24 protein-coding genes are annotated in these 22142 nt (G+C 68.2%); 15 read left to right on the top strand and 9 right to left on the bottom strand.

What is annotated here, in order from left to right; genetic code table 11:
- A partial coding sequence (locus AC0IYU_RS04710; RefSeq protein ID WP_472113614.1) for a hypothetical protein occupies positions 1–218 on the top strand: 218 nt, incomplete at its 5' end.
- On the opposite strand, the gene AC0IYU_RS04705 is transcribed toward AC0IYU_RS04710, so the two are convergent.
- The gene (locus AC0IYU_RS04705; protein ID WP_472113611.1) at positions 215–757 is read right to left on the bottom strand and encodes a hypothetical protein; all 543 of its coding nucleotides are present in this window, start codon (positions 755–757) and stop codon (positions 215–217) included. The two genes, AC0IYU_RS04710 and AC0IYU_RS04705, sit on opposite strands and share 4 nt — an antisense overlap.
- A 123-nt stretch (positions 758–880) precedes the next feature.
- Between AC0IYU_RS04705 and AC0IYU_RS04700 the strand changes: the two genes are divergently transcribed.
- Positions 881–1861: a LysR family transcriptional regulator gene (locus AC0IYU_RS04700; protein WP_435439981.1), complete on the top strand. Its 981-nt coding sequence runs from the start codon at positions 881–883 to the stop codon at positions 1859–1861.
- A gap of 10 nt (positions 1862–1871) precedes the next feature.
- Here the strand turns inward: AC0IYU_RS04700 and AC0IYU_RS04695 are convergent, their stop codons facing one another.
- Complete coding sequence (locus tag AC0IYU_RS04695; RefSeq protein ID WP_435439980.1) at positions 1872–2045, bottom strand: hypothetical protein; 174 nt, start codon at positions 2043–2045, stop codon at positions 1872–1874.
- A gap of 126 nt (positions 2046–2171) precedes the next feature.
- Here AC0IYU_RS04695 and AC0IYU_RS04690 point away from each other — a divergent pair, with 126 nt between their 5' ends.
- Entirely contained in the window at positions 2172–2978 is an 807-nt protein-coding gene (locus AC0IYU_RS04690; protein WP_472113609.1) for a metallophosphoesterase, read from the top strand.
- A gap of 40 nt (positions 2979–3018) precedes the next feature.
- On the opposite strand, the gene AC0IYU_RS04685 is transcribed toward AC0IYU_RS04690, so the two are convergent.
- Together AC0IYU_RS04685 and AC0IYU_RS04680 are read right to left on the bottom strand one after the other, a co-directional pair.
- On the bottom strand, positions 3019–3636 hold the full coding sequence (locus tag AC0IYU_RS04685; protein ID WP_472113606.1) for a TetR/AcrR family transcriptional regulator: 618 nt from the start codon (positions 3634–3636) through the stop codon (positions 3019–3021).
- Between the two features lie 95 nt (positions 3637–3731).
- Positions 3732–4466: a GntR family transcriptional regulator gene (locus tag AC0IYU_RS04680; protein WP_472113604.1), complete on the bottom strand. Its 735-nt coding sequence runs from the start codon at positions 4464–4466 to the stop codon at positions 3732–3734.
- A 262-nt stretch (positions 4467–4728) separates the two neighbouring features.
- Between AC0IYU_RS04680 and AC0IYU_RS04675 the strand changes: the two genes are divergently transcribed.
- The 8 genes from AC0IYU_RS04675 (at position 4729) to AC0IYU_RS04640 (ending at position 12544) form a co-directional block, all read left to right on the top strand.
- Complete coding sequence (locus tag AC0IYU_RS04675; protein ID WP_472113601.1) at positions 4729–6063, top strand: aromatic ring-hydroxylating dioxygenase subunit alpha; 1335 nt, start codon at positions 4729–4731, stop codon at positions 6061–6063.
- A gap of 9 nt (positions 6064–6072) precedes the next feature.
- Positions 6073–7518 (top strand): glutamine synthetase family protein, encoded by a 1446-nt coding sequence (locus AC0IYU_RS04670; protein WP_472113599.1) that lies wholly within the window; start codon positions 6073–6075, stop codon positions 7516–7518.
- An 11-nt stretch (positions 7519–7529) separates the two neighbouring features.
- Positions 7530–7853: a 2Fe-2S iron-sulfur cluster-binding protein gene (locus tag AC0IYU_RS04665; protein WP_472113595.1), complete on the top strand. Its 324-nt coding sequence runs from the start codon at positions 7530–7532 to the stop codon at positions 7851–7853.
- 114 nt (positions 7854–7967) lie between these two features.
- Positions 7968–9170 (top strand): ABC transporter substrate-binding protein, encoded by a 1203-nt coding sequence (locus AC0IYU_RS04660; protein WP_472113592.1) that lies wholly within the window; start codon positions 7968–7970, stop codon positions 9168–9170.
- Between the two features lie 57 nt (positions 9171–9227).
- Entirely contained in the window at positions 9228–10088 is an 861-nt protein-coding gene (locus AC0IYU_RS04655; RefSeq protein WP_472113589.1) for a branched-chain amino acid ABC transporter permease, read from the top strand.
- Positions 10085–11047 carry a branched-chain amino acid ABC transporter permease gene (locus AC0IYU_RS04650; protein ID WP_472113587.1) on the top strand — a complete coding sequence of 321 codons (963 nt, stop codon included), beginning with the start codon at positions 10085–10087 and terminating at the stop codon, positions 11045–11047. The genes AC0IYU_RS04655 and AC0IYU_RS04650 overlap by 4 nt, the downstream gene beginning before the upstream one ends.
- Positions 11044–11811: an ABC transporter ATP-binding protein gene (locus tag AC0IYU_RS04645; RefSeq protein WP_472113585.1), complete on the top strand. Its 768-nt coding sequence runs from the start codon at positions 11044–11046 to the stop codon at positions 11809–11811. Before AC0IYU_RS04650 ends, AC0IYU_RS04645 begins: the two co-directional genes overlap by 4 nt.
- Positions 11804–12544 (top strand): ABC transporter ATP-binding protein, encoded by a 741-nt coding sequence (locus tag AC0IYU_RS04640; RefSeq protein ID WP_472113583.1) that lies wholly within the window; start codon positions 11804–11806, stop codon positions 12542–12544. Before AC0IYU_RS04645 ends, AC0IYU_RS04640 begins: the two co-directional genes overlap by 8 nt.
- Before the next feature lie 26 nt (positions 12545–12570).
- On the opposite strand, the gene AC0IYU_RS04635 is transcribed toward AC0IYU_RS04640, so the two are convergent.
- From AC0IYU_RS04635 to AC0IYU_RS04625, 3 genes are all read right to left on the bottom strand, one after another.
- On the bottom strand, positions 12571–12957 hold the full coding sequence (locus AC0IYU_RS04635) for a hypothetical protein (RefSeq protein ID WP_472113580.1): 387 nt from the start codon (positions 12955–12957) through the stop codon (positions 12571–12573).
- A gap of 109 nt (positions 12958–13066) precedes the next feature.
- Complete coding sequence (locus AC0IYU_RS04630; protein WP_472113577.1) at positions 13067–14233, bottom strand: ABC transporter substrate-binding protein; 1167 nt, start codon at positions 14231–14233, stop codon at positions 13067–13069.
- A gap of 103 nt (positions 14234–14336) precedes the next feature.
- Positions 14337–15920, bottom strand: a complete 1584-nt coding sequence (locus tag AC0IYU_RS04625; protein WP_472113574.1) for a phospholipase D family protein — start codon at positions 15918–15920, stop codon at positions 14337–14339.
- 71 nt (positions 15921–15991) lie between these two features.
- Between AC0IYU_RS04625 and AC0IYU_RS04620 the strand changes: the two genes are divergently transcribed.
- Positions 15992–17221, top strand: coding sequence for a nucleoside recognition domain-containing protein (locus tag AC0IYU_RS04620; RefSeq protein WP_472113571.1), 1230 nt, complete (start codon positions 15992–15994; stop codon positions 17219–17221).
- A gap of 51 nt (positions 17222–17272) precedes the next feature.
- Here the strand turns inward: AC0IYU_RS04620 and AC0IYU_RS04615 are convergent, their stop codons facing one another.
- Positions 17273–19246: an alkyl/aryl-sulfatase gene (locus AC0IYU_RS04615; RefSeq protein ID WP_472113568.1), complete on the bottom strand. Its 1974-nt coding sequence runs from the start codon at positions 19244–19246 to the stop codon at positions 17273–17275.
- Positions 19247–19347: 101 nt separating this feature from the next.
- On the opposite strand from AC0IYU_RS04615, the gene AC0IYU_RS04610 reads away from it, so the two are divergent.
- Genes AC0IYU_RS04610 through AC0IYU_RS04600 form a run of 3 tightly spaced genes read left to right on the top strand, consistent with a single transcriptional unit; the run spans position 19348 to position 21310 of the window.
- Positions 19348–20259 carry a LysR family transcriptional regulator gene (locus AC0IYU_RS04610; RefSeq protein WP_472113565.1) on the top strand — a complete coding sequence of 304 codons (912 nt, stop codon included), beginning with the start codon at positions 19348–19350 and terminating at the stop codon, positions 20257–20259.
- A gap of 44 nt (positions 20260–20303) precedes the next feature.
- Positions 20304–20813, top strand: a complete 510-nt coding sequence (locus tag AC0IYU_RS04605; RefSeq protein WP_472113562.1) for a flavin reductase family protein — start codon at positions 20304–20306, stop codon at positions 20811–20813.
- A complete protein-coding gene (locus tag AC0IYU_RS04600) occupies positions 20813–21310 on the top strand; it encodes a BON domain-containing protein (RefSeq protein ID WP_472113558.1) in 498 nt (165 codons plus the stop codon). Before AC0IYU_RS04605 ends, AC0IYU_RS04600 begins: the two co-directional genes overlap by 1 nt.
- A gap of 12 nt (positions 21311–21322) precedes the next feature.
- Here AC0IYU_RS04600 and AC0IYU_RS04595 read toward each other — a convergent pair whose 3' ends face one another.
- Positions 21323–22135: an ABC transporter permease gene (locus AC0IYU_RS04595; RefSeq protein WP_472113555.1), complete on the bottom strand. Its 813-nt coding sequence runs from the start codon at positions 22133–22135 to the stop codon at positions 21323–21325.
- Between the last annotated feature and the right edge of the window lie 7 nt (positions 22136–22142).

Below are 22142 nucleotides of genomic sequence, written 5' to 3'. Positions count from 1 at the left end.
TTTTCACCCAACCAACTCGCAATCAGCTCCGAAGAACCCATCGCCTCAAACACCTTGCAGTGACTGTCAGTCGAGCCCTCGATTATGCACAGTTTTTAGCACTTCGAGCAAGGACGGGAAGATTTTTCATCAAGCAGTCACTTGCCCGACCCGCTTCGACATTCAAAAAGCAAAAAGCCGCCCAAGGGCGGCTTTGCATCCTGCAACTCGCAGCTTAGTAATAGCGCGAGTTGTTCATGCGACGCATCGCCTCGTACAGCGTAGGCATGCGTGCTTCCTGCGAACGCAGGTTCATGCGGGCGACCGCATCGATCTTGGCGGCTTCGGCAGCGGGCATGGTGCCGTGCGATTGCTGACGCCACATGGCGGCCTGCAGTTCCTGCATCACGCGCGGATCGTTCTTGGCCGTTTCCAGGAAACGAGCGTCAGCGCGAGCAGCAGCACGGCGTTGAGCGGCAGCACGCCAGGCACCGGCGACGCTGCTTTGGCGGACCGAGCCGGCAAACAGCGCGAACAAGCCGATGGCTGCAAGGCAGAACACCGCCCACACGGCAAGCACGTTGCCTTCGCTCCAGTTCGACACGAGCGAGTCGGTCACCACCAGCACAGCCGCGGCAATGGCGACGATCAGCAGGGCGATGAGGGGGCGGGCGCCGTTGGCACCGGCGCGGGCGGCCTGGATCTGGCCGAACAGGACTTCGGCGCGATGCACGCCGGGATGGACAGTAGGTTGGTCAACGTGGACGAAGCTGGTCATGATGCATCCCTCCTAAGGGACAGTGGTAATCAGTGGTGGCGAACAAGGCCGATGCAGTGATATTAGGGCTTACCCTAGTACGTTTCCACTTTATCTTTTTGATGTTTATCATTCACAGCACTGATGGACGTCAACTTTCGCACGCTCGACCTCAACCTGCTCCGCGTCTTCGACGAGGTGATGGCGGAGCGCAATCTCACGCGCGCCGCCCGCAACCTGTCGATCACCCAGCCGGCGGTGAGCAATGCGCTGCGGCGTCTGCGCGAGGTGCTGGGAGACGAACTGGTGCGCCGCTCAGGTGCCGGCGTGGAGCCCACGCCGCGCGCGTTGGCTCTGTGGCCGACCGTGCGAGACGCCCTGCGCCAGTTGCAGCACACTCTGGCGCCCGGTGAGTTCGATGCTGGCACCGCCGACACCACCTTCCTGCTGGCCATGGCCGACGCCACGGCGGCCGAGCTCATCCCGGGCCTGGTGCAGATCGCTGAAAAGGAGGCACCCGCCATCTCGATGCGCGTGCTGCCCCTGACCACGCGCGACCCGCGCCGCATGCTGGAGCAGGAAGAGGTCGACATGGCCGTCGGCTATTTCCCCGCGGTGATCGCCAGCCTCGCGGCACGCGGCCAGTCGGGCGTGGGCGTGGCGTTCGAGACCCAGCGGCTTTACCTGGGTCAATATGTGTGCGTGATGCGGCGGGACCACCCGCTGGCAAAGTCGCCCCTCACGCTTGACGACTACTGCGCGGCGCGGCACCTGCTGGTGAGCTTTTCGGGGAGACCGTACGGCTTCATCGACCAGACGCTGGGCGCCCTGGGGCGCGAGCGGCGCATCGTGGTGACGGTAAACCAGTTCTTCACGGCAGGCCGGGTGGTCGCCAATTCAGACCTGCTGACCGTGCTGCCGCGCCACTTCGTGACGGTGACCGGCATCGACGATCAGTTGGTGCTGCGCGACCTGCCCTTCGACCAGCCGCCGGTGCACGTGGATGCCATCTGGCACCGGCGCGCCCAGCACGGGCATGCGCACGAGTGGCTGCGCACCGCGCTGTTGCGCTCGGCAGCCTCGGCTTTCGCCGGATCGGTTCTCGGGCAGAAGGTGCCCGGCTGACCGAAGCGGATCAGCGGACGACGCTGAGCCAGGCGCTGGCGGCAGCGCGCAGTTCCTGCGCGTCGTGGGCGCCGCGGCCGGCACGCATGTCGGCGCTTTCCATCAGGGCCGACGCATGGCTCGCGGGGGCGTTGACGGTGGAGGAACGGAAGAAACGTGCCACTTGGGCGATGAGGCTGAACATGGTGTTGCGCGGCTTGTTGCCGTGCTCTGAGTGGTTGATGCACCAAGATTAAGGGTTATCCCTAACAAAACAAGCTCGACCTTATGCGCTTCATGCATGGGGCAATTCACCTAGACTGCCCCGACGATGAAGCTGCAACTGCTCTCCGACCTGCACCTGGAGTCCCACCCCCGCTTCCAAGCCGAGCCCGTGCCGGGTGCCGACATGCTGATCCTGGCGGGCGACATCGGCTCGTACCAGGAAGGCTCCCGCCTGACCGACACAGACTTCGGCCTGGGCCGTTTTTCCCCGCGCAACGGCTGGCCCACGCCGGTGATCTACGTGCCGGGCAACCACGAGTACGACAACGTCGACTTCGACGAAACCCACGACAAGCTGCGCGCGCTCTGCGAAGAGCTCGGCATCCTCTGGCTGGAGCGCGAAACCCGCGTGATCGACGGCATCCGCTTCATCGGCACCACGCTGTGGGCGGACTTCGACGCGCTCGCCGTGCCCTCCGACAGCCTGGCCGAGGCGCTGAAGAAGCGCGGCAAGGCCATGCGCGCGGCCGACTTCTACCTTGAAAAGGCAGCCACCATGCGTCACGGCGAGCTTTTCCTCGCCGCGCAGTTGCGGGAGCAGGGATTGGCCTGCCAGGCCTGGCTCGCGCAGGCGCTGGCCGAGCCGTTCGACGGCACCACGGTGGCCATCACGCACTTCGCGCCCAGTCTCGAGAGCGGCGACCCGCGCTACGGCCTGACGCCCGGCACGGCCGGTTTCTGCAATGGGCTGGACGAACTCCTGCCCCACGCGAAGCTATGGCTGCACGGCCACCTGCACTGCCCGTCCGACTACGTGAAGAACGGCTGCCGCGTGGTGGCCAATCCGCTGGGCTACGCGCGCAACGGCGAACAGGAAGGCTTCAGGCCCGGACTGCTGATCGAGGTGCGCTGAAGAAAGAGGCCTCGACGTGCGCGCAGCGCCCGCTGTGCAGTCAGCGCGAGGCGATGCCGTCGAAGCAGGTCGCGAGCACCAGGTCGACGATCTGCTCGTCGGTCTGCAGTCCGCCGGCCTTCAGGAAGCCGAGCACCGGATCACAGGCGCGCGCATACAAGGTGTACAGCACGGCAATCGCGGGCAGCTTCGGGTTGAGCGAGCCGTCGGCCTGCGCGGCCTGGATCCAGCCGCCGAGCTTGTCGCTCAGGGTCACCAGGCGGTCGAGGTAGCCGCGGTTGTTCATCAGCGCGGCGCGCAGCGTGGAGTTCTGGTGCGGCAGCGAGGGCATCTCGCCGGCCAGCTGCACCTGCATCGACCAGCGCACCACGGCGCGCAGCTTGGCGACAGGGGTGTCCTCGGCCGGCACAGTGGCCACGAAGTCGAGGGTGCGCTGCATGACGCGCACCATTGCCGCGGCGGCCAGGTCTTCCTTGCTGGGAAAGTGCTTGTAGAGGCTGGCCTTGGCGATGCCGACGGCGGCCGCCACCTCGTCGACCGTCATCGACTCAAAGCCCTTCTCGGCCAGCAGGCGGTTGGCCGTCTGGACGATGGCCTCCTCGCGGGCCTGCAGCATCTGTTCCTTGAAGGAGGTCTTGGCGGGGGCGGGGGCACTCATGCGGGAAATTCTAGTCTCGGGCGTCGCCATCCAGACGGAGCGGATGCCGAAATACCAACCAGTCTTTTACAGACTGACCAGTTTGACATCCACCTTCAGCTGCCGCGGCCCTTGGAGACCAGGCGGATGCCGGGCATCAACTCGGCCGCCAGTTCCGGCCGCTCCAGCGCGTAGTCAAGGTTCATGCGCGCAATTTCGACGTGCTCCTCGCCCAGCGCCTGCGCCCGCGAGCCCTGCCCCCGCTCGATCGCCTGCACCATCGCGTGATGGGTGCGATGCGCCTGGCGCATCCATTGCTGGCCTTCTTCCATCGACGACTGCATCGGCAGCATGGCGCTCGGCGCGGCGAAGGGCTGGCCGCCCAGCATGTCCATCACGCGCTTCAGGGCCAGGTTGCCGCAGCCTTCGAGGATCAGCTTGTGGAAGCGGTCGTTCATTTCGACGTACGCCGCGTAGTCGTCGATTTCCATGCTCGGCTTGTTCACGGCGCGGTCGCCGTCGTCCAGGCAGTCCTTCAGGTCGCGCAGCAGTTGGCGCGACGCGCCGTCCTCGGCCAGCAGGCGCGCCGCGAAGCCTTCGATCACGCCGCGCACGCGAATGGCGTCGGCCACCTCCTGCGAGGTGAAGCGGCGCATCTGGTAGCCGCCGCTGGGCGATTGTTCGATCAGGCCTTCATGCTCCAGGCTGGCCAGCGCGAGGCGCACCGGGGTGCGCGAGGCGTCGAGCTTTTCGGCGAGCGGGATCTCGGCCAGCCGCTCTCCGGGCACGAATGCGCCCTTGAGGATCAGGTCGCGCAGTTGCACGAGCACGCGGGATTGTTGGGAGTCCATCGGCGGATTCTAGGAGACACCGACGTCATTGCACGCAGCTGATTTACCCTGGCTCGGTTGTTGCATGCATTCATGGGTAGCAAGTGTCAAAAACAAACGGTAGGCTTCGTATTTACCCTGATTTTGGCGAACCAATGCCCTGTTTCAGGGCAAAACCGGCCCGAGAAGTTTGACCGGAGCAGAGGATCACCAAGACAATGCATACAGTTGCATGCAATGGTGAACAAGCCTCTTCCCAGCACCCACGAATGGAGCCCGCACGATGATCAGCGCAGAGCAGAACGAATTCATCACCCGCGTCGGACCCGGCGCGCCGGCCGGCCAGCTGCTGCGCCGCTACTGGCAGCCGGTGGCCCTGGCCGACGAACTGGCGGGCCCGCGCCCGGTCAAGCCGGTGAAGCTCATGGGGCAGGACTTCGTCCTGTTCCGTGACGAGAGCGGCCAGCTCGGCATGCTCGACCGCGACTGCCCGCACCGCGGCGCCGACCTTGCCTTCGGCCGGCTGGAAAACGGCGGCATCCGCTGCGCCTTCCACGGCTGGCTGTTCGACGCCAAGGGCAACTGCCTCGAAACCCCGGCCGAGCCCGCCACCAGCAAGCTGTGCAGCCGCATCAAGCAGTCGGCCTATCCGGTGGTCGAAAAGGCCGGCGTGGTCTTCGCGTACATCGGCGAGGGCGAGCCCCCCGCCTTCCCCGACTTCGACTGCTTCGTCGCGCCCGACAGCCACACCTTCGCCTTCAAGGGCCTGTTCGAGTGCAACTGGCTGCAGGCGCTCGAAGTGGGCATCGACCCCGCGCACGCCTCGTACCTGCACCGCTTCTTCGAGGACGAAGACACCTCCGAGAGCTACGGCAAGCAGTTCCGAGGCGCCTCGGCCGACTCCGACATGCCCATCACCAAGGTGCTGCGCGAGTACGACCGCCCCGACATCAGCGTGGAGACCACCGACTACGGCTTTCGCCTGAAGGCCCTGCGCAAGCTGAGCGAAGACACCACCCACGTGCGCGTGACCAACGTGGTGTTCCCGCAGGCCTTCGTGATCCCGATGAGCGCGGAGATGACCATCTCGCAATGGCACGTGCCGGTCGACGACACGCACTGCTACTGGTACGCCGTGTTCACCAGCTTCACCGGCCCGGTCGACAAGCAGCAGATGCGCGACCAGCGCCTGAAGCTCTACGAGCTGCCCGACTACACCTCGCGCAAGAACAAGCGCAACAACTACGGCTTCAGCATCGAGGAACAGCTGACCGAAACCTACACCGGCATGGGCGACGACATCAACGTGCATGACCAGTGGGCGGTGGAGTCGCAGGGCGCCATCCAGGACCGTACGCGCGAGCACCTGGGCAGCACCGACAAGGGCATCGTGGCCTACCGCCGCATGCTGGTGAAAGCCATCGAGGCCACGCTGGCCGGCGAGACCGCACCGATGCTCATCGACGCCGCGCAAGCCCGCACGATGACCGGTCCGCCGTCCATCGACGGCATCGGGCGCAACGTCGCCGACGAAGCCGCCACCGAGGCCTACTGGCAGGACGCCGACCGCGCGCGCCGCCTGAAGTCCGACTGGGCGGCCGCCCGGCTCGCCGGCTGAGCGCACGCCATGAGCAGCAACACATTCGTCGACCGTTTCGGTCTCTGGTCCGACGACCAGCACGCGCAGGCCAGGGAACTGGTGCGCCGCATCGACAACGCGGAGGTCGACCTCGTGCGCTTCGCCTGGCCCGACCAGCACGGCATCCTGCGCGGCAAGACGCTGGTGGCCACCGAGGCCCGCTCGGCCCTGTGGGAGGGCGTGAACCTCACCTCCACCCTGCTGGCCAAGGACACCTCGCACAAGACCGTGTTCCCCGTGTTCAGCGCCAATGGCGGCTTCGCCATCGAGGGCCTGCAGGGCGGTGCCGACTTCACCGTCGTGGCCGACCCCGCCACCTTCAAGGTGCTGCCGTGGTCGCCGCGCACCGGCTGGGTGCTGTGCGACGCCTACATGGCCGACGGCAAGCCCTGCCCCTTCGCGACGCGCCAGATCCTGCAGCGCGCGGTGCGCCAGCTCGACGAACTGGGGCTGGACTTCATTGCCGGTCTCGAGGTGGAGTTCCACGTCTTCAAGCTGGAAGATGCGCGCATGAACCTGGCCGACTCGGGCCAGCCCGGCGAGCCGCCGCGCGTGTCGCTGCTCTCGCACGGCCACCAGTACCTGACCGAGCTGCGCTACGACCGCGTCGACACGCTGATGGAGCTGCTGCGCTCGCAGCTCATCGCGCTGGGCCTGCCGCTGCGCTCGCTCGAAATCGAGTTCGGCCCGAGCCAGTTCGAGCTGACCTTCGGCCCCACCGCGGGCGTGACGCCGGCCGACACCATGGTGCTGCTGCGCAGCGCCATCAAGCAGATCTGCCAGCGCGCCGGGCTGCACGCGACTTTCATGTGCCGCCCGAAAATTCCGAACGTGATGTCCAGCGGCTGGCACCTGCACCAGTCGCTGCGGCGCAAGAGCGACGGCGTGAACGCGTTCATGCCCGAGGCCGAGGGCCCGCACCTGAGCGAGATCGGCATGCACTACCTGGGCGGGCTGAAGGCGCACGCCTGCGGCGCCGCGGCGCTCGCGAGCCCGACCATCAACGGCTACCGGCGCTACCGTCCGTTCTCGCTCGCGCCCGACCGCGCGATCTGGGCCAAGGACAACCGCGGCGCCATGCTGCGCGTGCTCGGCGGCGTGGGGCAGAACGCCTCGCGCATCGAGAACCGCGTGGGCGAGCCCACGGCCAACCCGTACCTGTACCTGGCGTCGCAGCTGTTCTCGGGCCTGGACGGCATGAAGAACCGCATCGACCCCGGCCCCTCCGCCGACGCACCCTACGAGACGCCGGCCGAGCAACTGCCGCGCTCGCTGGGCGAGGCGCTGGCCTGCCTGCGCAGCGACGAGATGCTCAACGCGCAGATGGGCAAGACCTTCGTCGACTACCTGTGCCACATCAAGGAAGCGGAAATCGCCCGCTTCAACCTCGAAGTCAGCGAGTGGGAACACCGCGAGTACTTCGACATGTTCTGAGCCTGCAAGAAATGCCCACGATCCACTACATCCTCAAAGACGGCACCACGCGCGACGTCGACGCCAAGCTCGGCGCCAGCGTGATGGAGACCGCCATCCGCGGCAACGTGCGCGGCATCGACGCCGAGTGCGGCGGCTGCTGCTCCTGCGCCACCTGCCACGTCTACGTGGAGGACGCCTTCCTCGACCTGCTGCCGCCGCCCGACGACATGGAAAGCGCCCTGCTCGACGCGGTCGCCTCCGAACGCAGGCCGGGCTCGCGCCTGAGCTGCCAGCTCACCGTCACGGCCGCCTTCGATGGCCTCACGGTGCGCGTGCCCGATACGCAGATCTGAAGCGGGGGTCGGGCATCATCGCCCGCTTTGCGCATCCGGTTACATGACAGCGGCGCCCGAGGGGGCGCATTCACTCCACCTGAAAGGTCTTTTCAAATGACGCCAACGACGCCCATGACGATCTCCAAGAGAACCCTCCTGTCGACCCTGTTGCTGGCCGGCTTCGGCCTGCTGGGCGCGACGGCGCACGCCGCCGACGAGCCGCTGCGCATCGGCCTCATCGCCACCTACTCCGGCCCCTACGCGGACTACGGCCGCCAGTTCGACGCGGGCATCGCGCTGTACCTGAAGGAGCACAGCGGCAAGGTGGGCGGGCGCACCGTGGAGATCATCAAGAAGGACACCGCCGGTCCCGCGCCCGACGCCGCCAAGCGCATCGCGCAGGAGCTCATCGTGCGCGACAAGGTGAGCATCCTCACCGGCCTGGACTTCAGCCCCAACGCCTACGCCGTGGGCGCCATCGCCACGCAGGCCAAGATCCCGACCCTCGTGATGAACGCCGCCTCGTCGGCCATCACCACCAGCTCGCCCTACGTGGCGCGCCTGTCGTTCACCGTGCAGCAGGTCACCGACCCGATGGCGCGCTACATGCTCAAGGAAGGCATCAAGGACGCCTACACCGTGGTGGCCGACTACGCCTCGGGCGTCGACGCGGAAACCGCCTTCAAGAAGACCTTCACCGCCGGCGGCGGCAAGGTGTCGGGCGAGGTGCGCACGCCCATGAACAACCCCGACTTCTCGGCCTACGTGCAGCGCATCAAGGACGCCAAGCCCCAGGCCGTGTTCTTCTTCTTCCCCTCGGGCGTGATGCCGCCGGCCTTCCTGAAGGTGTGGAAGGAGCGCGGCATGGAGCAGGCCGGCATCAAGCTGTACGCCACGGGCGAAGCCACCGACGACAGCTACCTCGACGCCACCGGCGACGTGGCGCTGGGCCTGGTCACCAGCCACCACTACTCGTTCGCGCACCCCTCGCCCAAGAACCAGAAGTTCGTGAAAGACTTCGCCGCCGACAACGGCGCCAAGCTGCGCCCGAGCTACTTCGCCGTGACCGCCTACGACGCCATGGCCGCCATCGACCTGGCGCTGGCCAAGACCAAGGGCGACACCGGCGGCGACAAGTTCATGGAGGCGCTCAAGGGCCTGAGCTTCGAGAGCCCGCGCGGCCCGATCGAGATCGACCCCGCCACGCGCGACATCGTGCAGACCGTGTACATCCGCAAGACCGAGCGCGTGAACGGCCAGCTGGTGAACGTGGAGTTCGACAAGTTCGACCGCGTGAAGGACCCGGCCAAGGAAGGCGCGGCCGCCGCCAAGTAACAGGGTCGGCCGTCACATCGGTCGTCCGCCAGCCAGCATGCAGCAAGCAGGAAATTCATGGGCATCGTGATCTTCGACGGAGTGGCCTACGGCATGCTCCTGTTCCTCATCGGCGTGGGCCTGTCCATCACGATGGGGCTCATGAATTTCGTCAACCTCGCGCACGGCAGCTTCGCGATGGTGGGCGGCTACGCCGCGAGCGTGCTGATGAACCACTTCGGCGTGGGCTTCGGCCTTTCACTGGCGGCGGCCTTCGTGTCGGCTGCGCTGGTGGGCGCGGTGCTGGAGTTCGTGTTCTACCGGCGCCTGTACCGCGCGCACCCGCTCGACCAGGTGCTGCTGTCGATCGGCGTGGTGTTCGTGTCGATCGCCGCATTCACCTACTTCTTCGGCCCGACGATGCAGCCCTTCACGCTGCCGGCGGGGCTCGACGGGCAGGTGTCCGTGCTCGGCCTCGAGGTGGGCCGCTACCGCCTGTTCCTGATCGCCTGCGGCGTGGCCGTGCTGGTCGCATTGCTGCTGGGCCTGGGCAAGACGCGCTACGGCGCGATGGTGCGCGCGGCGGTGGACAACCAGCGCGTGGCGGGCGGCACGGGCATCCATGTGCAGCGCCTGTTCTTCCTGACCTTCTCGCTGGGCTGCGGCCTCGCGGGGCTGGGCGGTGCACTGAGCCTGGGCATGCTGGGGCTGGAGCCTTCGTTCCCGCTCAAGTACCTGGTGTACTTCCTGATGGTGGTGTGCGTGGGCGGTGCGGGCACCGTCACCGGGCCGTTCATCGCGGCGCTGCTGGTCGGCATCGTCGATGTGGCGGGCAAGTACTACTGGCCTGAAGCGGGGGCCTTTCTCATCTACGTGGTCATGATCGTCATGCTGCTGGTGCGGCCCCACGGCATCGTGGCGAAGAAGGGGATCGCATGAAAGCCCTGAACGTTTCCCCCGCGCAGCTGCGCATCGCCGAGGTCGCCTTCTGGCTCGCACTCGCGTCCACCTTCTTCCTGCTGCCCGACAAGCTCACGCTGATGAGCCAGGTCATGATCTTCGGCCTGTTCGCCGTGTCGCTCGACATGGCGCTGGGCTACGCAGGCATCCTCACCGTCGGCCACGCCGCCTTCTTCGGCGCGGGTGCGTATGCCGCCGGCCTGCTCGCCAAGTACGGCTGGAGCGAGCCCTTCACCGGCCTCGTGTTCGCACTGGTGGTGAGCGGCCTGCTGGGCTATGCGTTGAGCTACCTCGTGGTGCGCGGCGCCGACCTCACGCGGCTGATGATCACCATCGGCGTGTGCGTGCTCCTGTTCGAGCTGGCCAACCGGCTCTCGGGCATCACCGGGGGCACCGACGGCCTGCAGGGCGTGGTCATCGCGCCCGTGCTCGGCTTCTTCGACTTCGACCTCTACGGCAAGACCGCCTTCTGCTATGCCTTCGGCGTGGTGCTCGCCATGTTCCTGCTCGTGCGGCTGGTGCTGCGCTCGCCCTTCGGCCTGGCGCTGCGCGGCATCCACGACAGCCGCAAGCGCATGCTGGCCATCGGCTCGCCGGTCGAAGCGCGGCTGCGCATGGCCTACGCCTTCTCGGCCGCCGTGGCCGGCGTGGCGGGTGCGCTGCTGGCGCAGACCACGCAGTTCGTCGGCATCGAGTCGATCGGCTTCAACCGCTCGGCCGAAGTGCTCATCATCCTCGTGCTCGGCGGCACCGGGCGCCTGTATGGCGGAATGATCGGCGCCATCGTCTACATGCTGGTGCACGACGGGTTCGCCGACATGAACCCGCAGTACTGGATGTTCTGGCTCGGCATCTTCCTGATCGCGGCCGTCATGCTGGGGCGCGGCGGCATCATGGGGGCGCTGTCGCGCTTCGTTCGCACGGGGAAGGTGCGATGAGCAGCTCGACCACCCACACCCTGCGCACGCAAAACCTGGGCATCCGCTTCGGCGCCTTCCAGGCCGTGAGCGAGGTGAACCTCTCGCTGGAACCTGGCGCGCGGCAAGCGCTGATCGGCCCCAACGGCGCGGGCAAGACCACCCTCATCAACCTGCTCACGGGCGTGTTCAAGCCCACGAGCGGCTCGATCCACATGGGCGATCGCGACATCACGCGCCTGCCCTGCGACAAGCGCGCCCGCATGGGCCTGGCGCGCACCTTCCAGATCAACACGCTGTTCCCCAGCCTCACGCCGCTGCTGTCGGTGGTGCTGGCGATCAGCGAGCGCGAAGGGCTGGGCGCCACCTGGTGGCGCCCGCTCACGGGATGCACCTCGGTGTTCGACGAGGCGCACGCGCTGCTCGGCACGCTCAAGCTCGACAGCCTGGCCGACGTGCCCGTGTCCGAGCTGGCCTATGGCAAGCAGCGCCTGCTCGAGATTGCGCTGGCGCTGGCCGCCAAACCCCGCATCCTGCTGCTCGACGAGCCCGCGGCCGGCGTGCCGGAAGACGAGAGCGGCGAGCTGTTCGAGGCCATCGCGGCGCTGCCCGAAGACATCAGCGTGCTGTTCATCGAGCACGACATGAAGCTGGTGTTCCGTTTCTCGCGCCGCATCTCGGTGCTGGTGGGCGGACGCATCCTCACCGAAGGCACGCCGGCCGAGATCGGCACCGACCCGCGTGTGCGCGAGGTCTACCTGGGAAGTTCTCATCACCATGCCTGAAGCATCCGCATCCACACCCGCACTCGCGTTCGAGCGCGTCACCGCCGGCTACGGCAACGCCGTGGTGCTCGACCGCCTCGACTTTTCATTGCAGCAGGGCGAAAGCCTCGCCATCCTCGGGCGCAACGGCGTAGGCAAGACCACGCTGCTCGAAACGCTGATGGGCAACACCCGCGTGATGCAGGGCGCCATTCGCTGGCAGGGCGCGGACATCACGCGCTGGCCCTCGCACCAGCGCGTGCGCGCCGGGCTGGGCTGGGTGCCGCAGGAGCGCGAGGTGTTCCCCTCGCTCACCGTGGAAGAGAACCTCACCGTCATCGCGCGCTTCGGCGCATGGAACCTCAAGCGCGTGTACGACTTCTTCCCGCGCCTGCGCGAGCGGCGCGGCAACTACGGCAACCAGCTTTCGGGCGGCGAGCAGCAGATGCTGGCCATAGCCCGCGCGCTGATGACCAACCCCAAGCTGCTGCTGCTCGACGAGCCGATGGAAGGCCTCGCGCCGATCATCGTGGAAGAGCTGGCCGCGGCGATCCGGCGGCTGTGCGAGTCGGAAGGGCTGGCGTCCATCGTGGTCGAACAGCATCCGGTGCTGGCGCTGGAGATGACGCACAAGGCCATCGTGCTGGAGCGCGGCACTGTCGTGCATGCCGGCCCGAGCGCCGCGCTGGCCGCCGACAGGGGCCTGCTCGAAGGCCTGCTCGGCGTGGGCATTGCCGAGGACGTGGCGGGCTGACCCGGCGGCTTGGGGCTTCCCTGGCCTCAGGCCCCGGCCCGTTCGCGCCAACGCCGGGCGCACACGCTGAAGCGCCACCCGGCAAGGCACGCGAGCGCGAAGGCCACCGCCCACGAGACCCACAGGCACGCGAAGACGATGAAGGCCACGCCGATGTCCGCCAGGTGCGTCCAGAACGAGGGGGCGTCGCCGCTCAGGCCCTGAAGGCGCTGGAGATAGGCGCCCACGCACCACCACACGGCCGGCGGCACCGCGGCAACGCACAGGGCGTACCCAAGGCTGGCCTCCAGCGGGCCGATGCGGCCTTGCGACACGGGCCGCTGCCAGGCGAAGAAAGCGACCAGGGCGAGCAACGCGCAGGTCACGAAGCCGAGCAGCAGCAGGCCGTTCAGCAGCAGGAAGTCGTCGTCCATGGCGCAAGGCTCCGGCAGTGCAGGTGGCTTGCACTGTAGCGGCGCCACTCCCGCGCAGCGCGCGAACCGCGCAGAAGTAGCCGCAGACGCTACCCGCGGAAGCGCAGGCTCAGCTCAGCATCTGCCCGCGGCTGCCGATCACCGCCACGTCCACGAACTGCCCGCCTTCGCGGTTGGTGCGGCCGTAGTTGATCTTCACGCCGCCCAGGTCGAAGTTCTCGATGCTGGCCAGCCCCGACATCACCGACGCCCGCGTGAGCGAGCCGCCGGCGCGGCGCATGCCCTCGGCCAGCACGGCCGCGTTCAGGTAGCCCTCCAGGCTGGTGAGCGAGAACTCCTTCACGCCGCTGGCCATCATGTCGGCCTGGTATCGGCGCACGATCTCGAACTTGGTCGAATACGGCGAAGGCACCACGATCACGAAACCCAGGCCCTTGGCCAGGTCGCCCATGGCCGCGAGCGCGCTGGCCGTGATCGACAGGCCGTAGGCCGAGCTGCTGTTGCCCGCCTCGCGCAGCGCCTTCAGGAACACCGGCGCCGTGCCGGCCAGGCCCACCACGATCACCTGCGGCTTGGCCTTGGCGATGGCGGCGGCCGCGGGGCCCACTTCCATGCTGGTGGTGTTGGGCGTGGTCGCGATGACCGCCGGTTCCAGCTTGGCCTTGGCCAGCGCGTTCTTGAACGCCGCCAGCACCGACTGGCCCAGCGGGTCTTCCGAATGCACGAGGCCGATGCGGCTCTGGCCCAGCACGGCGGCCGTGCTCACGAGCTTGTCGACTTCCTGGTCGTAGTTGGCGCGCACCCAGAAGGTGTTGGGCGAGGCCTTCTTGCGCAGCGAGATGGTGCCGGTGATGGGGCCGACCACGGCCATGCCGGGCACCGCGTCCATCACCTCGGCCGTCTGGCGCGTGCCCAGGGGGTGCAGCAGCGCGAGCACGGAGCTGTCTTTCTCGAACGCCAGCGCGTTGGCCTTGGCCACGTCGGGCTTGAAGGTGTCGTCGGCCATCACCAGCTCGACCTTGGTGCCGCCGATGCCGCCGGCCTTGTTCAGCGCCGCGAAGAAGGCGCTCGACCCCTGGAACAGCCCCTGGCCGTTGGCCTTCTCCACGCTGCTGTTGTCGAAGGTGGTGCCCACGCGAACCGCGCGGTTCTGCGCGAAGGCCGGCAGCCCCAGGCCCGCTGCGGCGGTCGCTGCGGTGGCGGCCAGACCGGTCAGCACACGGCGACGGCTGTTGGAAAGCGGCGCAATCGACTCGCGCGGCAGGGGATCGGTCATGGTCGAAGTCTCCAGAATGCGGTCACAAAAGTTCACATTTCTACTAGAAATGTAACGCACCTGCCCATTCTGGCGATGACAAACGGCGCGCGCCGACCCGCCGTTACAACAGTTCCTCGCCCACGATGGGCAGCAGCAGCCAGTTCTTCAGGCGCAGCCACAGGAACTCGCCGGGCTCGTCCTCGTGGACGATGTCGCCGCCGGCGTCGTCGTACTCGAGCCACTGCACGCGCCGTCCGTCGGGGCCCAGGCGCAGGCGGTAGCCGATGTTCACGCGCCCGGTGGTGCGCATGAGCTTGTCGTAGTCGCGCACGAGCTCGGGGCTGTCGATCACCAGGCCGACCTCGGTGTTGACCGCCGCCGAGCGGTGGTCGAGGTTCATCGAGCCGACGAAGAAGCGCTCGTCGTCCACGATCGCGAGCTTGGCGTGCAGCCGGCTGGTGGTCTTGCCGAAGTCCCCGAACTGGCCCGAGCGCCCGCTGAGCACCGGCGCGATCTCGAAGATGTTGACGCCGATCTTCAGCATGTCGGCGCGGTAGCGCTCGTAACCCGCATAGGCCAGCGGCTCGTCGGTGGCGCCCAGCGAATTGGTGACCACGGTGATGTGCGTGCCCTGCGCCACACCGCGCTTCATCTGCGCCATGCCGCGCGGGCCGGGAATGAAATAGGGCGAGGCGATCTTCACGTCGCGCCGCGCGGAGTCGATCACGCCCAGCGCGCCCTCGGTCACGCTGCCCTGGAACGCGAGGTCGGCCTTGCGCGTGATCTTCTCGGGGTCGTCCACGAAGAACGTGAACGGCGCCCAGTAGCGGTCGATCTTGCCCGTGAGCAGCTGCTCGCCCACCGGCGACTTGTTGAGGATGTCGCGCGGGCGCATGGCCACGTCGGGCACCGCGGTGCGCGCGATCTCGTCGAAGCGGCGCTGCGCGGCCTCGCGCGTGGTGCGCAGCGGCGCGATGTTCTCGATCGGGCGCACGTGCGCGCTGTTCCAGTAGCGGTCGAAGCCGGCCGACATCTCGCGCACGACCGGGCCGCTGGAGATCACGTCCATGTCGATGAAGTTCGCCGCCGTGCTGCGCATGAAGTACTCGTTGGCGATGTTCCGCCCGCCCGTGACGGCGAAGCTGTTGTCGGCCAGCAGCATCTTGTTGTGCATGCGGTGGTTGATGCGCCCGAAGTCGGTCAATGACATCAGCAGCCGCGTGGTGAGCGAACTGGCGCGCGAGGGCAGCGGGTTGAACAGCCGCACCTCCACGTTCGGGAACGCCGAGAGCGCGCTGAACAGTTCGTCCTCGCCGCCGGTGTAGAGATCGTCCACCAGCAGGCGCACGCGCACGCCGCGCGCGGCGGCCTCGCGCAGCTCCTTCAGGAACAGCAGGCCGACGTCGTCGTTCTGGATCAGGTAGTACTGCACGTCGAGCGACTTCTCGGCGTGCCGTGCCAGCGAGATGCGCGCATCGAACGCGAAGGCCGCCTCGGGCAGCAGGCGAAAGCCCGAGAGCAGCGTCGAGCCGCCGGGAGCATCCTTGGCGGCGAGCTGGGCCAGTTCGGTCTGCGCGACGTCGGCGAGGGCCAGCGTGGGCGGCGCTTCCGGCGGCGGTGGGGGCAGGCTCGCACAACCTGCCAGCCAGAGGGCGGCGAACCCCAGCACCAGGACGGCAAATCGGCGGAAGGTGGTGGCGCGCATGGGCCGAACTGTAGCTCGCGGCGGCATGCCATGCGCGGCCTATGATCCGCGCAGCAAAAAGGAAAAGAAGCGTGCTCAACGGCTTGTGGCTGGGTTTCTTCGCAGTCGCGGCGCTGGCCGCACTGGGCCGTTGGCTCGTCGGGGGCGATCCGACGGTGTTCGCGGCCATCGTCGAAAGCCTGTTCGCCATGGCGCGGCTGGCGGTCGAGGTGATGGTGCTGCTGTTCGGCACGCTCACGCTGTGGCTGGGTTTCCTGCGCATCGCCGAGGCGGCGGGGCTGGTCGGCTGGCTCGCGCGGCTGCTGGGGCCGCTGTTTCGCCGCCTGATGCCGGGCGTGCCGGCGGGGCACCCGGCGCTCGGGCTGATCACCATGAATTTCGCGGCCAATGCGCTGGGCCTGGACAACGCCGCCACGCCCATCGGCCTGAAGGCGATGCGCGAGCTGCAGCGGCTCAACCCCGACCCGGTGACGGCCACCAACGCGCAGATCCTGTTCCTGGTGCTCAACGCCTCGTCACTGACCTTGCTGCCCGTCACCATCTTCATGTACCGCGCGCAGCAGGGCGCGGGCGACCCGACGATGGTGTTCCTGCCGATCCTGCTGGCTACCAGCGCCTCGACGCTGGTCGGGCTGCTCTCGGTCGCGGTGGTGCAGCGCCTGCGGCTGTGGGACCCGGTGGTGCTGGCCTACCTGGTGCCGGGCGCGCTGGCGCTGGGCGGGTTCATGGCGCTGCTGGGCACGCTGTCGGCCGCGGCCATCGCGTCGCTGTCGTCGCTGCTGGGCAACCTCACGCTGTTCGGCGTGATCCTGCTGTTCCTGCTGGCCGGGGCCATCCGGCGCATCAAGGTCTACGAGTGCTTCGTCGAGGGCGCGAAGGAAGGCTTCGACATCGCGAAGAACCTGCTGCCCTACCTCGTGGCCATGCTCTGCGCGGTCGGCGTGCTGCGCGCCTCGGGTGCGCTCGACTTCGTGTTGGGCGGCCTGCGCTGGCTGGTGACGGCGGGCGGCTTCGACGCACGCTTCGTCGACGCCATGCCCACGGCGCTGGTCAAGCCGTTCTCGGGCAGCGCGGCCCGCGCGATGCTGATCGAGACCATGAAGACCCAGGGCGTCGACAGCTTCCCCGCGCTGGTGGCGGCCACCATCCAGGGCAGCACGGAGACCACGTTCTATGTGCTGGCGGTGTATTTCGGGGCGGTCGGCATCCAGCGGGCACGGCACTCCGTGGCTTGTGCGTTGCTGGCCGAGGTGGCGGGGGTCGTGGCCGCTGTGGCTGTCTGCTACTGGTTCTTCGGCTAGAGGCTGCGCCGTTCACCCACGGCGACCCCTGCGCACCCGCCCTGAACGCCCCTATTTCCGCGGCTCGACAACAGGGAACATCGGCTCGAAGGTATCGAGCATCGACATCAGCTCCGCCAGCTTGCCGCGATCGCCGTCGATCTTCACCTTGCCGGTCAGCACCGCCGCGGGAAAGCTCGTTTCCTTCAGCGTCACCGCATCGAGCGTGGCGCGGCTCAGCGTGATGGTGGCGTCGGCGCCGGGCTGCTGGCCGGCGATGTGCGTGAGCGCGGAGTTCTCCAGCGTCAGCACGAACTGTTGGTTGGAATCGGTGAAGTTCCAGTTGATGACCATCTTCCTGCCCTCGGCCTTGGCCGCGTCGAGCCGCACGCCGAGGAAGTCGAAGAACAGGTCGTTGCTCACCGCCTTGAGCGTGTCGGCGTTGGCGCTGCTGCCCGCAGGAATCTTCGGCACGCCGTTGCGCAACTCCATCGCGCCCACCAGGTAGGCGCTGCGCCAGGTGCCTGCTTCCGACTGGTAGCCGAGCTGCTCGAGCGCATCGGCGCCCAGCTCGCGCGCCGCGCGGTTCGACGGGTCGGCGTACACCACCTGGCTCATAGCGCTGGCCACCCAGCGGAACTCGCCCTTGCCGAAGTCTTCGCGCGCACGCGCCAGCACCGCGTCGGCGCCGCCCATGTACTCGACGGTCTTCTTCGCGTAGGCCACCGGCGGCAACGGGTTCAGGTTGGCCGGGTTCGCGTCGTACCAGCCCAGGTACTTCTGGTACACGGCCTTGGCGTTGTGGCTCAGCGTGCCGTAGTAGCCGCGCGCCGACCATTCCTGCGCCAGGCTCGCGGGCATGCGCAGCGTCTCGGCGATGTCGGCCGCGCCGTAGCCCTGGTTGAGCAGGCGCAGCGACTGGTCGTTGATGAACTTGTATATGTCGCGCTGCTTCTTCATGAGCTCGACGATGCGCTCGCGCCCGGTGGTGGGCCAGTGGTGCTGGGCAATGAGCACGTCGGTCCTGTCGCCGAAGGCCACGCGCGCCTCGTCGATGTACTTCGACCACAGGTTGCCGTCGCGCACCTCGGCGCCGCGGATCGTGTAGAGGTTGTGCATGGTGTGCGTCACGTCCTCCGCCATGTTCAGCACGCGGAACTGCGGCAGGTACAGCAGCATCTCCGACGGCGCCTCGGAGCCCGGCACCAGCCGGAACACGAACTCCACGCCGTCGATGGTGCGCGCCTCCGTCGGCTTGTCGATGGTGGCCGTGGGCGCGATCAGCGTGACGCTGCCGCGCGCCAGCGCCTTGCCCAGGCCGGTGTCGACCTGTCCGCGCACCCCCGGCGGCAGCAGCGAACCGAACTGGTACTGCGAGCGCCGGTTCATCGCATTGCCCGCGAGGATGTTCTCGGCCACGGCCGTTTCCATGAAGGCCGCCGGCGCGATCACCTGCACCTTGCCGGCAGCCACGTCCGCCTCGCTCACCACGCCCTTCACGCCGCCGAAGTGGTCGGCATGGCCGTGCGTGTAGATCACCGTGCCCACCGGTTTGCGCGGGCGGTGCTGGTAGTACAGCTCGAGCGCGGCGCGCGCGGTCTCGGCGGTGAGCAGCGGATCGATGACGATCAGCGAGGTGTCGCCCTCGACGAGGGTGATGTTCGCCAGGTCGAAGCCGCGCACCTGGTACACGCGATCAGTCACCTTGAAGAGGCCGTGGATGGCGTTGAGCTGCGCCTGGCGCCACAGGCTGGGGTTGACGGTGTCGGCGGGCGTGTCGGTCTTCAGGAAGTCGTACGGCTTCATGCTCCACACCGGGCGCGCCCCGGTGCCGGGCACCAGCGCGTCGGGAACGGTGGCGATGAAGCCGCGCGTCGCGTCCTCGAAATCGCGCCGGTCGGCAAAGGGCAACGCCTTCGCCATGTCGGCGTTGGCCTGCAGCGTGGACGGCTCGGGCGGCTTGGGCGCGACTTGCGCCGGGGCCGATGCGGCGGCAAACGCGCAAGCCAGTGCAACGAGCGCGCGGGAGAAATGGGGGGGCGTCATGGTGTGTCTCGGTCTTCCAAGGGGGCAAGGCCGGATTCTCCGAAGCCCCCCATGCATTGGCAAATGCAAAATACGCGCTTGCTTTTTAAGTGAAACGCAAAATGCAGCTGCGCCAGCTCCAGCATCTCGTCGCCCTCGCGGACCAGGGCAGCTTCGGCCGCGCGGCCCAGGCCGTGCACCTGTCGCAGCCCGCCCTGTCGCGCAGCATCGACAACCTCGAGGAAGGCCTGCAGGCGCGCCTGATCGACCGCGCCTACGGCACGGTGCGCTTCACGCAGGCCGGCGAGCTGGTGCTGGCGCGCGCCCGCGAGCTGCTGGCCGACGCGCAGCAGATCGCGCGCGACGTGCTGCAACTCGAGGGCCTGGCCATCGGCAGCCTGGCGGTCGGCCTCGGCCCGTTTGCCGCCGGCACGCTGGGCCGGCTGGCGCTGTCGCTCATGACGCAGCGCCACCCGCAGTTGCAGATGCGCATGGAGGTGGCCGACACCGCCACCCTGTGCGAGGGCCTGCACCGCCGCCAGCTCGACCTGTTCATCGCCGACACCCGCGACCTGACGAAGCAGCCCGGCCTGAAGCTCGCGCGCCTGCCCAACGTGCCGGTGTCGTTCTTCGTGCGGCCCAAGCACCCGCTGCTTCGGCTGAAGCAGGCCACGCTCGCGCACCTCATGGCCTACCCCGTGGCCGGCCCGCAAATGCCCGCCGAGGTGGCGGCGCAGTTCGACCGGCTGCCCCGGCACAGCGAACGCAGCGTGTTCAACGTGACCTGCGACGACGCCGGCACGCTGCGCCACCTGGCGCTCACGGCGCACGCGGTGATCCTGGCGCCGCTGGCGCCCGCGCCGGGGCACGAGACCGGTGCCCTGGTGCCCCTGCCGGTGGCGGGCCTGGCGCGCATGCAGACGCACTACAGCCTCGTGACGCTCGCAGGGCGTACCCTCTCGCCTGCGGCCACCGTCTATTCCCGCCTGGTGACCGAGTTGATGAGCCCGCCCGAGCAGCCCCCCGGGCGCTGAGCCAAAATGGCCTTCTGCCCTTCAAGCACTTGCTGCCCCTTTCAGTGACCACTCCCCGCCGGGCCCAACCGCCCTCCTTTTCGCCCGACGAGTTTCGCGATGCGCTCGGCATGTTCGCCACCGGCGTGACCATCGTCACCGCGCGCGCGGCCGACGGCACGCTGGTCGGCCTCACGGCCAACTCCTTCAATTCGGTGTCGCTCGCGCCGCCGCTGGTGCTGTGGAGCCTGGCGCGCGCGGCCGGCTCCATGCCCGCGCTGAGCACGGGCTCGCACTACACCGTGAACATCCTGGCGGCCAACCAGAAGGCGCTGGCCGAGCGCTTCGCCACCAAGAACATCGACCGCTGGGCCGACGTGCCCTACACCGAAGGCCTGGGCGGCGCGCCGGTGCTGGCGGGTTGCGCGGCGAGCTTCGAGTGCTTCAACCGCAGCCGCTACGACGAAGGCGACCACGTGATCTTCGTGGGCGAGGTGGAGCGCTGCACGCACGACGCCGGCGCCTCGCCGCTGCTGTTCCACGGCGGGCGCTTCTACACGGAACACCCCTTGTAGTGAAACACCCTGCGCTCATGCCCGTGCTGCTGCTTCTTGCGCAGACCGTCATGGCGCAGGAGGCCGCGGGGCCGCTCAAGCAGAACTGGTTCGACGACCCTTTCTTCCAGGTGTCCGCCGGCCTGCCGGCCTGCGCAGTGCCCGAAGGGCCGTTCTACACGGCCGAAGAGCGCCGCCTGCAGACCCATTCGCGGCTGGAGCGCGGCACCAGCTGCTGGCTGGCCGGCAAGTGCGCCGACAGCAACGCCTACCGCTACGACAAGCCCCTCGCGCCCAAGGTGCGCGCCGCGCTGCTGGCCGTGCCGGGCGTGGGCAAGGGCAGCGTGTGGGTCACGGTCCAGCGCCGCTGGGTGTACCTGCAGGGCTGCGTGCCGGATGCGGCGCTGGCGAAGCGGCTGGAGCGCGCCGCGCGTGCGCTGCCCGACGTGGAGGCCGTGGTGCCCGACCTGATGCTCGGCACGCACGGCAAGCCGCCCTATCCGGTAGCCGCGAGATAACGCCGGGCGGCGTCAACCCTCCAGCGCCGACTCGTGCCAGTGCCGCAGCAGCAGCCGCCCGATCGCGCTCACCGCCAGGAAGAACAGAAAGCCCAGCAGCGTCGCCGCGATGACCTCGGCGAACAGCAGCGCGGTGTACATGCGCCCCTGTGCGAACACGATCTGCACGCCCAGCCCGCCTTCGGCATTGCCCGAGCCGATGATGAACTCGCCCACGATGGCGCCGATGACCGACAGCCCCGCCGAGATGCGCAGCCCCGCGAAGATGTGCGGCAGCGCGCCCGGCAGCCGCAGCTTCCAGAACGACACCAGCCCGCTCGCGCGGTGCAGCGCGAACAGCTCGGCCAGGTTGCGCGAGGTCGAGCGCAGGCCCAGCATGGTGTTGTTGATGATCGGGAACAGCGACATGATGAAGCTCACGATCACCACCGACAGCTCGTTGTAGCCGAACCAGAGCACGATCAGCGGCGCGACCGCCACCACCGGCACGGTCTGCAGCAGCACCGCGTACGGGTACAGGCTGCGCTCCAGCAGCCGCGACTGCGCCAGCACCGCCGCACCCGCGATGCCGAGCACGATGGCCAGCGCATAGCCCAGCAGCGCCTCCTTCAACGTCGAGAGCGTGGCGCCCGCGAGCACGCCGGCGTTCTCCGCCGTGGCGGCCGCCACCTCCTGCGGCGACGGCAGCAGGTAGCCCTTGCCCTGGTAGACGGTGGCGCTCAGCAGCCACCACAGGCCGATGGCCAGCAGCGCGACCACCAGCACGGGGCCGGCGTTGCGCGCGAAGGCCACGGCCGAAGACGAGACAGATCGGGTGGTTGCCATGGCCCGC

The organism is Variovorax sp. AC103 (genome assembly GCF_979254005.1).
This window is presented reverse-complemented; position numbering and strand designations above follow the sequence as displayed.